The 11,757-nt window shown below is 69.5% G+C and carries 16 protein-coding genes; 5 read left to right on the forward strand and 11 right to left on the reverse strand.

Features of this window, described 5'->3' with window-relative positions:
* Positions 1 to 32: 32 nt before the first annotated feature.
* The 4 genes from AAF430_04265 to AAF430_04280 all read right to left on the reverse strand — a co-directional run bounded on the left by AAF430_04265 (position 33) and on the right by AAF430_04280 (position 3,467).
* Complete coding sequence (locus tag AAF430_04265; GenBank protein MEM7409434.1) at positions 33 to 677, reverse strand: zf-HC2 domain-containing protein; 645 nt, start codon at positions 675 to 677, stop codon at positions 33 to 35.
* A 5-nt stretch (positions 678 to 682) separates the two neighbouring features.
* The gene (locus tag AAF430_04270; protein MEM7409435.1) at positions 683 to 1,315 is read right to left on the reverse strand and encodes a sigma-70 family RNA polymerase sigma factor; all 633 of its coding nucleotides are present in this window, start codon (positions 1,313 to 1,315) and stop codon (positions 683 to 685) included.
* Positions 1,316 to 1,398: 83 nt separating this feature from the next.
* Positions 1,399 to 1,866: a hypothetical protein gene (locus AAF430_04275; protein MEM7409436.1), complete on the reverse strand. Its 468-nt coding sequence runs from the start codon at positions 1,864 to 1,866 to the stop codon at positions 1,399 to 1,401.
* The gene (locus AAF430_04280; GenBank protein ID MEM7409437.1) at positions 1,866 to 3,467 is read right to left on the reverse strand and encodes a tetratricopeptide repeat protein; all 1,602 of its coding nucleotides are present in this window, start codon (positions 3,465 to 3,467) and stop codon (positions 1,866 to 1,868) included. Before AAF430_04280 ends, AAF430_04275 begins: the two co-directional genes overlap by 1 nt.
* A gap of 408 nt (positions 3,468 to 3,875) precedes the next feature.
* Here AAF430_04280 and AAF430_04285 point away from each other — a divergent pair, with 408 nt between their 5' ends.
* Together AAF430_04285 and AAF430_04290 are read left to right on the forward strand one after the other, a co-directional pair.
* Positions 3,876 to 4,673, forward strand: a complete 798-nt coding sequence (locus AAF430_04285; protein ID MEM7409438.1) for a crotonase/enoyl-CoA hydratase family protein — start codon at positions 3,876 to 3,878, stop codon at positions 4,671 to 4,673.
* Between the two features lie 94 nt (positions 4,674 to 4,767).
* Positions 4,768 to 5,463: a cupin domain-containing protein gene (locus tag AAF430_04290; GenBank protein ID MEM7409439.1), complete on the forward strand. Its 696-nt coding sequence runs from the start codon at positions 4,768 to 4,770 to the stop codon at positions 5,461 to 5,463.
* On the opposite strand, the gene AAF430_04295 is transcribed toward AAF430_04290, so the two are convergent.
* From AAF430_04295 to AAF430_04310, 4 genes are read right to left on the reverse strand one after another with little or no spacing between them, the layout of a single operon-like run.
* A complete protein-coding gene (locus AAF430_04295) occupies positions 5,456 to 5,926 on the reverse strand; it encodes a DUF4339 domain-containing protein (protein ID MEM7409440.1) in 471 nt (156 codons plus the stop codon). The two genes, AAF430_04290 and AAF430_04295, sit on opposite strands and share 8 nt — an antisense overlap.
* A gap of 9 nt (positions 5,927 to 5,935) precedes the next feature.
* On the reverse strand, positions 5,936 to 6,943 hold the full coding sequence (locus AAF430_04300) for a cysteine synthase A (protein ID MEM7409441.1): 1,008 nt from the start codon (positions 6,941 to 6,943) through the stop codon (positions 5,936 to 5,938).
* 18 nt (positions 6,944 to 6,961) lie between these two features.
* Positions 6,962 to 7,552, reverse strand: a complete 591-nt coding sequence (locus AAF430_04305; protein MEM7409442.1) for a DUF4202 domain-containing protein — start codon at positions 7,550 to 7,552, stop codon at positions 6,962 to 6,964.
* Between the two features lie 11 nt (positions 7,553 to 7,563).
* Positions 7,564 to 7,896, reverse strand: coding sequence for a rhodanese-like domain-containing protein (locus AAF430_04310; protein ID MEM7409443.1), 333 nt, complete (start codon positions 7,894 to 7,896; stop codon positions 7,564 to 7,566).
* Between the two features lie 315 nt (positions 7,897 to 8,211).
* Between AAF430_04310 and AAF430_04315 the strand changes: the two genes are divergently transcribed.
* On the forward strand, positions 8,212 to 8,754 hold the full coding sequence (locus tag AAF430_04315) for a RimK/LysX family protein (protein MEM7409444.1): 543 nt from the start codon (positions 8,212 to 8,214) through the stop codon (positions 8,752 to 8,754).
* Between the two features lie 110 nt (positions 8,755 to 8,864).
* Entirely contained in the window at positions 8,865 to 9,098 is a 234-nt protein-coding gene (locus AAF430_04320; protein MEM7409445.1) for a hypothetical protein, read from the forward strand.
* Here AAF430_04320 and AAF430_04325 read toward each other — a convergent pair.
* Positions 9,073 to 9,615, reverse strand: coding sequence for a CDP-alcohol phosphatidyltransferase family protein (locus AAF430_04325; GenBank protein ID MEM7409446.1), 543 nt, complete (start codon positions 9,613 to 9,615; stop codon positions 9,073 to 9,075). The two genes, AAF430_04320 and AAF430_04325, sit on opposite strands and share 26 nt — an antisense overlap.
* A 126-nt stretch (positions 9,616 to 9,741) precedes the next feature.
* Between AAF430_04325 and AAF430_04330 the strand changes: the two genes are divergently transcribed.
* On the forward strand, positions 9,742 to 10,119 hold the full coding sequence (locus tag AAF430_04330; protein MEM7409447.1) for a cytochrome c: 378 nt from the start codon (positions 9,742 to 9,744) through the stop codon (positions 10,117 to 10,119).
* Here AAF430_04330 and AAF430_04335 read toward each other — a convergent pair.
* Both AAF430_04335 and AAF430_04340 read right to left on the reverse strand, forming a co-directional pair.
* Positions 10,116 to 10,853 carry a VOC family protein gene (locus tag AAF430_04335; protein MEM7409448.1) on the reverse strand — a complete coding sequence of 246 codons (738 nt, stop codon included), beginning with the start codon at positions 10,851 to 10,853 and terminating at the stop codon, positions 10,116 to 10,118. The two genes, AAF430_04330 and AAF430_04335, sit on opposite strands and share 4 nt — an antisense overlap.
* 20 nt (positions 10,854 to 10,873) lie before the next feature.
* Complete coding sequence (locus AAF430_04340; protein ID MEM7409449.1) at positions 10,874 to 11,575, reverse strand: urate hydroxylase PuuD; 702 nt, start codon at positions 11,573 to 11,575, stop codon at positions 10,874 to 10,876.
* Positions 11,576 to 11,757 lie beyond the last annotated feature (182 nt).

An 11,757-nucleotide genomic window follows, 5' to 3' on the forward strand; every position in this document is an offset into this window, starting at 1 on the left:
GCCCGTTCGGTCGCGAACCGGGAGGGGTGGGATCAGCCTGATTTTGGTTCCGCGAATCCTGCAACGCCTCGGCCATCTCCTCGCAGCAATTTCAGCGCAGCCTCGACGTCGGCGCCCGGGTTCAATCGGACGCGATACACCCCTCGCTCGGAGGGTCCGGAAATCAAGCTTGCCCCCGCCGACCGCAGCGTCTGCTGGATCGCAGCCGCCGTGGCGTCGGGTCGGAACACGATCTCGAGCTCGGGCCCGGCCATGGCGGTGACCGCCGTGGCCGAAGCCGTCTGGTAGGCCGGAACCTCCCGGGCCACCCAGATCACACCGATCGTGGCCATCCCGGAGACCAGGGCGACCAGCAGACCGGCGGCCATCGACAGCGGCTTCGCCGCCCGCAGGTGCAGCTCCTGGCGGAGTCGACGCGGCAGGGCGGCCTCGGCCATCTGGCCTTCGGCCTTCTCGTAGGAGTCGATGTGCTCGGTGACGCGGGCATAGACCCGATCCGGATCCGGTACCTCGATCTCGGGCTCTTCTTCACCCGCGATGTACGCGATCTCGGCACGGCAATCGGCGCAGTCGGCCGCGTGCGACTCGACGGCACCGCGCTCCTCGATCGAGAGACCGTCGGGGTACCAGGGGATCCAAACCAGGATGGTGTCGGGGCAGGACGAAGTTTGGGCCATGGGGACTACCTCTGGCTCTGGGGCAGGTAGCGGGAGAGACTGCGCAAGCGCGTGCGTGCGCGATTCACCCGCGTCTTGACGTTCGCCTCGGAGATCTGCAGCTCTTCTGCGATCTCGGGGTACGAACGTCCTTCGAGGAAGGCGAGGCGCAAGACTTCGCGCTGGCCCTCCGGGAGTTTCTCGATGGCGCCGAGAACGCGCGTGAGCTCTTCGCGCGCGTCGATGGTGGCACCCGCGTCGCCGGGATCCGCCACGCGCGACAGCACCTCGTCCGGTGTCACCTTCACCGAAGCGCGGCGCGGCTGCGCGTAGAAGCGGCGGGCCGACAAGGCCTTGAGATTCGCGATGCCGAAGATCCAGGTCGACACCGGCGATTCACCGCGGTAGGAGGCGGCGTTGCGCCACACCTCGAAGAACACATCGGCCGTCACTTCCTCGGCGAGTCCTTCGTCGCGCACCCGTCGCTGAACGAAGGAGAACACCCGGCGGTAGTAGCGGTCGAACAGAGAGCGGTGGGCCGCGTGGTCGTGTTTGACGACGCGCGCGAGCAGTGCGCGGTCGCTGTTCGGATCGTTGGCGGCGGCCTCGGCTTCTTTCTGCCTTTGGGCGCGTCCGCCGGGAACGACACGAAGCTGCATGGATTTTCCCTCCTGGGCTGTCGGGATGTCCTGAACTCTCAGGACCTTTGCTGTCGTTGTCTTCCAGCGAGATCAGCTTGGTTCTAGTCGTCGCCGGGAGGACCCATCATGGGCGGGGGAGGCTCCGGTTCCACCAACGGGGGGGTCCCGGGCCCGGGGTTTCCCGGCGCATCAGGTAGGTCGAGATCCGGCAGCTTCGGGTCACGGTCGAGACGCGGAATCTCGAGATTTCCGTCGGTTTCCGTGCCCAGACCGCCTCCGGTGCGGATTCCGGGGCCGCCCGCGACGTCCCGCGGGTCGAACAGGTCCGACGGCGGGCCGACCACGTCGCCCGGATCGTCCTCCGGGGACTCGGGAGGCCCTTCCAGAAGATCGCGGCGGGTGACGTCGACGTCGCCGCCCTGGGTGATCCGGGGGTCGGGCTCGGAGCCAGCACATTCCCCTGCGGGGGCGATGCCCGCAGCCCCGCTCGGCGTTCCCGGGGCCATCGCCAGCCAGACGCCGAGCCCGAAGGTCAGGGCGCGCGAGGTGCGGAGGAGGCGATGGGCCACTAGAAGAGCTCCAGGGCAGCCTCGAAGCGCAGGCCCACGACGTGCTGGTCGTAGTCGAAGACCTCGGCGTTCGAGCGGTGGTCGCGGTAGCGATGGTAGGCGGTCGCGGTCAGGCGGTCCGCCAGGGGAAAGCGCAATTGAGTGGTCACCAGGACCACATCCTCGCGCCGGCGAATCTGGGAAAGCGCGTAGGGCTGGCCTGCCACCAGGTTGCCGGGGTCGGGAAACGTGGTCGCGTGGCGGTAGGGGCGATGGACGTAGGCCGCCTGCAGGTCGAGGCCGACCCCGCGCGTCCCGGGCAGCACCCAGGCGAGCCCGGCGAAGCCCTGGTGCGCGTCATGGCTGTAGTCGCGTCCCTCGCCTTCGAAGCGGGCGAACGCATACCCCCCACGCAGGGTCACGGCCGGTAGCGGATCGAGCCGCAGCCGCAGGACGTGGGAGAGGCCGGCACCCCAACCCCAGCCGTCGCGTTCCCGCGCGTCGCGTTCGTCGAGACCCGGCGGCCCACAAACGGTGAAGGGCGGCGGGAGGACCGGGCAGACCCCACCCGCGGCGTCGGGCACGTCGAGCACGCTGAACAGGTACTCGTCGTGGAACAGGCTGGTGAACACCGCCGTCGATTGGTCGGCGGACCAGCCATGACGCAGGGACAACCGGCCCGCGTTCGAGAACAGGAAGGGTTCGGCGTCGACCCAGAGGTAGCGGAGGTCATAGTCGGCCCGGACCGCCGTGGCTTCGCCGAGGGCCCGCTGCACCCACACCGTGGCACCGGGAAAGTGGGTGTCGAAGTCACGCAGATCCGTGTCACCGTGGGCGCGGCCCCGGTAGCTGGCGATGACGCCGAGCGCCGTCGCGTCACGACGGCCGGTCTCGACGCCAGCGCGCGCCTGCCAGACCGCGCGCAGGTCTTCCTCGTCGGAGATGTTGGCGGGGAGCGGCGTGTCGCGACCCGTGAGAACCACGTTGTCGTCGTACTCGGCCCCGACTCCCAGCTCGAGCCAGCCGCGGGCGGCCGCCTCGGGTGGCCGGCGCGGGCGCTCCGCCTCCTCGGCCCAGACGCTCCCCGGCGCCGCCGCGGCCGCCGCATCCAGAGCGGCGAGAGCCTCCTCGCGGGCGCCGAGCTGCGTGAGGGCGCGGCCCAGGTAGTAGGCGGCCGCCGGGTCGACCGCGGCCGCATCGAGGGCGCGAGCGCGCTCCAGGGCGCGCACCGCGGTCTCGGCGTCCTCGCGGGCCCAGGCCAGCATGCCCCGATAGAGCTGCCAGAGCGCGGTGTCCTCCAGCGTGGCGGCGGCGGCGAGGGCTTCTTCCGCCGCGTCGAGCTGACCCAGGTGGTAGTGGGCCCGCGCGAGATCGAGACGTGCGTGGGCGAGGTCGGGCGCGTGATCCAGGGCCTGGCGCAAGGCCTCGACGGCCTGGGCGTGGTCCCCCTGACGCAGGGCGCACTGGCCGAGCCGCCAGGCCGCCGTTGCGTCACCCGGGTTCGCGGCAAGGTGCTCGGTCAGCTCCGGGATCGCGGACGCGCAGCGGCCCTCCAGCGCGAGCCGTTCGCCGCGCGAGCTGGCCTCGGCAACGCCCGCCCAGAGCGCCAGTGCGAGCCACACCCACCCGGGAGGGCCACCGAGCAAGCCCGCTCGACGGGGACGGGAAGGCCTCCTGTACCGCATTCGGGGGCAAGCATGCCGCAACCGACGCGCGAAGGGTGTTCGGAAAGTCGAACAGCGTGAGTCCGCGAGGCGACGCTGGACGCGAACCTGGGGGTGGCGCTGATGGCGACCCCACCGCAGCATGACCGGAGCGCGGGCCCGCGTGGTTGACTCCGCATAAGGAACGCAGATACGGATCCACGCTCCGGCCGGGCTGCGGTAGATGAGTGCCCCCGTTCTCGTCGGGGGTTACATCTGCTTCGCCACGTCCGGAGAAAATTCCGCGCAGGCCGCGTCGCGCCGGGAACCCGTGTTTCACGCGGCCGCGCCCACCCCGATGAACCCCTCGATCCCACAGGAGATTCCATGCCCGCCCTACTCACCGAGACCGACGGCCACGTGCTCACCGTGACGCTCAACCGGCCCGAGAAGAAGAACGCCGTGAACGCGGAAGTGCTGTGCGGGCTCTCGGACGCCTGGCACCGGCTCGATGCCGAAGACGATTTGCGGGTCGCGATCCTCACCGGCACCGGCCCGGTCTTCTGCGCGGGTATGGATCTCTCGGTGATCCCGAAGCTGCGTGCGGGGAAGGCCGACGATGAGTACGAAGAGCGCCTGCTGAAAGAAGGCTCGGTGATCTTCGACGGCTGGCTGAAGACCTACCGGCCCGCGAAGCCGGTGATCGCCGCCGTGGAAGGCTACGCGCTGGCCGGCGGTACCGAGATCCTGCAGGGCACCGACATCCGCGTCGCGGGGCAGGGAGCCGAGTTCGGCGTGACCGAGGTGCAACGCGGCCTGTTCCCGATGGCCGGTTCCACCGTGCGCTTGCCGCGGCAGATGCCCTACACGGTGGCGATCGAAATGCTGGTCGCCGGCACCTCGATCACCGCGCAGCGCGCCTACGACCTCGGCCTGATCGGGCACGTCGTCCCCGACGGCGAGGCCCTCGCCAAGGCCCGCGAGATCGCCCAGCGGATCGCCGACAACGGACCGCTCGCGGTCAAGGCCATCATGGCCACCATCCGCGAGACCGCGACGCTGCCCGAGGCCGAGGCCTTCGGCATCGAGATGAAGCACGGCATGGTCGCCATGTCTTCCGAGGACGCGGCCGAAGGCCCGAAGGCGTTCCTCGAGAAGCGCAAGCCGGTCTTCAAGGGACGCTGATCGCCGCGCCTGCGCGACGGGCGCGCGGTTTCCCAGAGTTGGGGCTGGCATCGAAACGCAAGTCCCATCCGCCAGCGCCCGCCCGGAGACCCCCATGTCCGATCTGCGACCGGACCTCTCGATCCTCGAATCTGTGGACACGACTCGGGAAGACTGGGTCGCGAGCCCGAGCGCACAGGTGCTGCGCAAACGGGTCCATCGCGTCGGACCCGCCGAGTCGGGCCAGGTGACCTCGGTCGTGCGCTACCTGCCGGGCGCCGCGTTCCCAGCGCATGACCACCCGGAAGGCGAAGAGATCCTGGTGCTCGACGGCGTGTTCTCGGACGAGCACGGCGATTGGCCGGCGGGCACCTACCTGCTGAACCCCGAGGGCTTCCGACACGCGCCCTTCTCGAAGGAAGGCTGCGACATCTTCGTCAAGCTACGCCAGTTCCCCGGTACGGATCGGGAACACATCGCGATTCAGACCCGCGATCTCCCGTGGGCTGCGACCGAGACTCCCGGGCTGGAACGCAAAGCGCTCTACGCCCAGTCCTCTTTCCGCGACACCACGACGCTCGAGCGCTGGACCCCCGAGCTCTCGAGCGTGCGCTCCTATCCGGAAGGAGCGGAGCTGTTCGTGATCGAGGGGCAGTGGGAAGACGCGAGCGACGTCCACGGACCGGGCACCTGGCTGCGCCTCCCCACCGGCGCGGAGCACACGCCGCGGGTCTCCGCTCCCTGCGTCGTCTACGTGAAACGCGGGGGCTTCGCCTACCTGAACCCGTCCGAGGCGCCCGCGGCTACTTGAAGTGCGACGCCAGCGCCGGGACCTCGCCGGCTGCGGTCCAGGCTTCCAACCCGTTGCCATAGACGGGCGTCGTCGCGTCGACGGCACCGCTGCGGATCAGCTGCACCAGGTGGGCCTCGGACACGTTGCGGGTGCCCCCCTTGCCATCGTCGAGAAACCACTGGCGTGCGCTCGGCGGCGGCGGGGGTGCGTCGACGCCGGGGTCGGCCGGCTTCGACGCGCTCGGGGGCGGCGGCGGCGCGTCTTCGGGGAGCGCCGCGTCGACCTCGTCACGGGTATCGGTGACGACGCCCTTCCCTTCGTCATAGGTGTCCTTCGCGTCGTCTCGGGTCTCGCGCACGTCCTCCACGAGATCACCGGCGGCACCGACGCCTTCCTTCAGGTCGTCCCAGATCCCAGCGATCGCCGGCGCGCTGCCGAAGCAGAGCGCCACAACGAGCCAACAAGCGAACCGCGTTCCCATATGCGCCTCCTAGGCTTCGAGCCAGCTCGGAACCGGCAGATCCTTCTCTCGCAGGAATGCCGGGTTGAACAGCTTACTCTGATACCGGGTGCCGTAGTCACAGAGCACGGTCACGATGGTGTGGCCGGGCCCGAGTTCCTTCGCGAGGCGAATCGCCCCGGCGACGTTGATTCCGCTCGATCCACCCAGGCAGAGCCCCTCCTCGCGCAGCAGATCGAAGACGATCGGCAGCATCTCGGTATCGGGGATCGAGTAGGCGTCGTCGATCTGCGCCCCGTCGACGTTGCCCGTCACGCGGCCCTGGCCGATGCCTTCGCTGATCGAGCCGCCCTCGGTGGCCTTGACCTCACCGTCCTTGATCCAGTGGTACATGCAGGCGCCCTTCGGATCGGCGGCCGCGATCTTCACGTTCGGGTTCTTCGACTTGAGGAACTCGGCGACGCCGGACAGTGTGCCGCCGGTACCGATCGCGCAAGAGAAGCCGTCGACCGTCCCGTCGGTCTGCTCCCAGATCTCGGGGCCGGTCGAACGCACATGGCCGCTGCGATTCGAGAGGTTGTCCCACTGGTTCGCGTAGAGGACGCCGTTCGGCTCGGTCTTCGCGAGCTCCTCGGCGAGACGTTCGGCCTGATGCACGTAGTGGTCCGGGTTCTTGAAGGGAACCGCGGGCACGCAGCGCAGCTCGACCCCGCACAGGAGCAGCATGTCCTTCTTCTCCTGGCTCTGGGTCTCGGGCATGAGGATCACGGTCTTGTAGCCGCGCGCGTTTCCGACGAGCGCCAGGCCGATCCCGGTGTTGCCGGCGGTGCCCTCGACGATCACGCCGCCGGGCTGCAGATCGCCGCGCGCTTCGGCGTCCAGGATCATGTACTTCGCCGCGCGGTCCTTGACCGAGCCACCCGGGTTCAAAAACTCGGCCTTGCCGAGAATGGTGCACCCCGTCAGCTCCGATGCCTTGCGGAGCTTGATCAGGGGCGTGTTGCCGATGGTGTCGACGAATCCGTCGCGTACTTCCACGGTTCCTCCAGAGGTGAGCTAGAGATGCTCGGCGGCGCGCTCCAAGAGAGCCGCCTGGTCGGGATCGAGCGCGAGTTCGCGCGCCAGCGCGATCCCGGCCGGGCTCATCTTGCGAAGCGTCTTGGTGGTGATGTCGAGGACCTTCTCCGCGTCGAAGCGCTCGGCCAACGCGGCGAATTGAGTCTCCAGAAAGACGAGGCAGAGGGCGTCCTCGAGGACTTGCACTTCAGGGTCGCGTCCGAGGCCGCGCTTCTGGATCAGCTCGCCGACGCGCTTCGTCATGGCTGCGTCGTAGCCGTGCTCGTTCAGGATGCGTTTCGCCGTTTCCGCGTGCATCGCCTGGAGCGCCTTACGCCAGCGGTGATAGCCGGCCTTGCCCTCGGGATGGTCGGTTCGCGGAATCGACCAGCGGCGCACGTGATGAGCGCGTCCGGCGAGGCGCAGCGCGTCCCCCGCATCGGGTGCCAGCCGCTCGATCCATTCGGAGACCAGCCGAGCGTGGGCCAGCTCCTTTGGCTGCAGCTCTCCCCGCACGACCAACGTGTTCGGGTCGTCGGCGTTCGCCGCGTCGATCGCAGCGAGGGTGCGCTCCAGTTGTCCGCCACTCACGTGAGACATCCTCAGTAGGGCGTCAAACTGGGGTCGATCTGGTGGATCCAGGCGAGGATGCCGCCCTGGACGTTCCAGGTGTTGGTGAACCCGATCTCGCGCATCGCGTTCACGGCCGCCGCACTGCGCATGCCCGATCGGCAGAGCACGACGATGTGCCCGTCCCGCGGCAGCTCGCCGAGACGACCCTCGAGGGTCTGGAGTGGCACGAGCTGGCCTTCCTCGAGGTGGCAGATTTCGTGCTCGTGGGGCTCCCGGACGTCGAGCAGCACGTACTCGCTGCCGGCGTCACGCAGCGCCTTCAGGTCTTCGACGCTGATGTCCCAAGGACACTGCTCCGACACGGGTCACCTCCTGGTTGGGTCGCCGCGGAGCGTGGCGGGTGCCCCTCCGCGTCGCGCCCGCTCGGCGCGAACCCTCCGGCCGCCACCAGCGCGACGTCGCCGAGGGCGCTCGGGACGTGGGCTGGGGAAGACGACGCTGGGGGGATCGTCACCGAGACCTCGCGATCCGTGTGTCGCGAGGCGTCGGGCAGCGACGGCAAAGTAGCCTCGGCAACTGGGTTTTTCACCGCGTCACGGAGGCCGGTCCGGCGACGCTGCCGCCCGGCGGGGCAAGGGTCGGCACGCCGCCAGCGCCGCGATACGCTCGGCCGCCCGATGCGTGACCACCTCTCTCAGCGACGCTCGGGCTGGGCCCGCGCCGGCCTGGCCGCCCTTGGCGGTGGGCTCCTGCTCGCCGCCTGCGCAACGCCCTCCGGACCGACCCACGTCCTCGGCGCGACCGAGACCATCCGGGTGCTCGACGCCGAGCTCGACTTTCTCGCCCTGGTCGACACGGGCGCGCACTCCACCTCGATCCACGCCATCGACCTGCGCATCGCCCACGCCTCGGACGCGATGGCCCAGAACATCGGCAAACCGATCGTGTTTCGCGTCGCGAACGAGCGGGGCGAGACCCGCGAAGTGCGCTCGACGATCTCAGCGGTGGTCTGGGTCAGTACGGCGAACGGCAGCGAGCCGCGCTACCGGGTGCCGCTGCGACTGCGTTGGCAGGGCGTGGAGAAGCGCATCGAAGTAAACCTGCGCGATCGCCGTCCGCTGACCTACAAGCTGCTGATCGGTCGTGACTGGATCCAGGGAGACTTTCTGGTCGACGTGAGCCGGAACGTTCCCGTCGATGCCGCCGCCGGTCCCCCTTGACCTCGAGTGCGCTCGAAGCCCCATCTTCACCTCGATGCCGTCCTGCGATCTTCCAGAGGCGGCGAGGGTCGACGGCCTCGGAACGCGCGTCGACTCCGGAGGAGATGCGCATGGATCCGATCGAGATCTACGGGACGCTGGCGGTGTCGAGCATGGCACTGACCTACGCGCTGGAGCCGCGCGACCCGCGCTACACCGCCCTCTTCGCCGTCGGCTGTGCGGCTTCCGCGGGCTACGCCGTGGCGATTGGTTCGTGGCCCTTCGCTGCGGTGGAAAGCCTGTGGGCCGGAATCGCGCTGCGGCGCTACCGGCGGCGGATCAGTCCCCGCGACGCCAATACGTGAGCAGTCGATCCCCCATCGAGACCAGGGTGCTGGCCACCAGCAGCCAACCCAGCTGACGCACGAATGCGTCGGCCGGCCAGGAGAGCGCGAGCGCGTCGCGCACCAGAGGAATCGCGAGCACCACGTAGTAGGCGATGCCGTTCCAGCGGCCGACTGCGCTCGCACGCAGGGCGTGCCCGGCCACGATGCGCGAGTCGAGGGCGTACTGGGTGAAGGCCAGCGCGATCAACCAGGGCAGCGGCGCGGGCAGCACCCCGGCGCAGGCGAGAGCCGCCGTCCCCGCCGTGACCAGCAACGCGTCGACCGCGTGGTCGGCGAAACCGCCGAACGCCGACTCCTCGCCGTAGCGGCGGGCGACCCAGCCGTCTGCAAAGTCCGTCGCGATCGCGAGACCCAGCAGCCACGCCGCGAGCGGTGTCATCCCCTGGAGGATCGCGCCTGCGATCGCCGGCGCGAGCAAGAGCCGGACCAGGGTGAGCGCGTTTGCGCGCGTCGACCAGGAGGCAGCCGAAGCCATGGATGGAATCTCGCCCGCGCTCCTGGATCTGTCGAGAGGCAGGCGCGACGTGCCGATTCGTGCCCGGCGGGACCCCGCTCCGGGCCACCTACCCGCCGCAGCCAGCGCCGCTACAGTCGCGGCCCGATGCGACGGAACCGAATCCGATTTCGACAGGCAATGACCGTCGGCCTCGCCGGTCTGGTCGCGTGCGGCGCGATCGCGTGCGGCGAAGGCGGCGAGAGCGTCGCGCTCTCCCCCCTCGCTCGAGAGGGGGAGGCGATCTACCAGAACGTCTGCATTGCCTGCCACAACGGCGACCCGAACAAGGACGGAGCCCTCGGTCCGGCAAACGCCGGTGCGTCGGAGGCGCTGCTGCTCGCCAAGGTCGTGAACGGCACCTACCCCGAGGGCTACACGCCGAAGCGTCCCGACAGCTCGGCAATGCCGCGCTTCCCGTATCTGGAGAAGGACATCCCGGCCCTGGCCGCCTACCTGGCCGAAGTGGAGCGGGACGCGCCCTAGGCGGCGGCGAAGCGAACGCCTGCGATTCGCGCGGCGCCGTCGGCTTCGAGCACGCCACGCGCCCGGGCACGCGACGCGAAGGCGTCGGCATCCGCGAGCGCGATGTGCACTTCGACCAGGCCTTCACCCGCCTGGCTCGGCACGAAGCGAAGCTCTCCGCCCCGCGGCAGGCTGAGCGTCCGGCCGTCGCCTTCCGCAACGCCCAGCACCTCGGCCCAGTGCGCCGCGAGCCGTTCGGGCTCGGGGCTCTCGAGCACGGCGCCGGTGATGGCGCTGGAAATTTCGGTGCGTCGGTGCGCACGCCAACTCGGCCCCGCCCAGACCCATTCCTCCCAGGCGGGCATGGCGTCGAAGGACAGGATCGCTCCGAGATGACGCGGGTGGAAGTGCACGCCGCGCGCGCCCTCGTGGGTGCCCTCCCAGACTCGCACCGCCCCAGCGCTCTCGGCGCGCGCGAGCTCGCGCTCGAGGTGGGCGTAGTCGTCACACTGGAGGATCACCATGTAGCCGCTGTCGCCGCCGCGCTTGCGGATCCAGCGCATCGCGGTGGCGTCCTCGCGCACCGGCGAAACCACCTCGAGGTAGGTGTCGCCCACCGGCATCACCACGTTCTCGAGGCCGAAAACGGCAACGCCGGGATCGCGGAAACCCACCTCGATGCCCAGGACATCGGTGAGGGCTTCCACGGTCCCGGCGAGGTCCGTGGCCGCGAGGGCGATCTGTCGGAGCCGCATCGGCCCGTCGCCCGCGCCGGCTAGAGCACGCTCATCAGGATGTACAGGACGATCGTGAGGATCACGCCCACGTGGATCGTGCCGGAAACGGTGCCGAGGAACTTCTGTCGCCCCTGGCCGGTACCCACCAGGCAGTTCGCCTCGACCGCGAAGATCAGCACCAGCGCGATCGCCCAGTAGGCGGTGATGTTCGTGCCGAGCGGCAGCGAAAGGAAGTTGGCCGCCGCCACCATGAAGAACAGCATCGGAATGGAGAACAGCGTGTTGGTGCGCGAAGCCAGGCCCGCCCGCGCGGCACGGGACGCCGCGGCCGGATCGGCTTCGCCGCCGGCGGCGACCTTCTCGGCGTTGGCGATCACGACCTGCTGCGCCGGCCAGATCACGAGCCAGACGTTGAGGAACATCAGCGTGCCCATCAGTGCGCCGGTGAGGATCAGCGTCATGTAGCCGCTGCTCAGCGGGACGCTCTCGTGCCCCCACTTGGTGAGCAGCAACAGGACGCCGGTGATGAAGGTGAACATGGCGCCCCAGCGGAACCACCACAGCGCGTTGGGCACCAGGCCGCGCGTCACCAGGCTCTTCGCTTGACCACCGAGCTCGGTCCCGAAGAACGGCGTCTGAACGAAGTTGAAGTAGTAGAGCATGCCGATCCAGGTGATGCCGGCGAGCACGTGGAACCAACGGAGGAGGACGCTCCAGCCCTCCATGCTGAGGATTTCCATGACGGTCCTTTCTTGGCGTCGGCGGCGCGAGGCGCGCGCGACGGAAACCAGCGGGCTCGAGGGCCTTCCCTGGTTGGGACGGGGCGGGCTCTCGAAGACGGGACGCCAGGGCTTGGCGTCGCGCCCATTCTACATGCGGTTCGGGGCCTTGGCCGGCCTTTTGCGGGTTTGCGAGCGCCCGC

This window comes from Myxococcota bacterium (assembly GCA_039030075.1).
Taxonomy (GTDB): Bacteria; Myxococcota_A; UBA9160; order UBA9160; family SMWR01; genus JAHEJV01.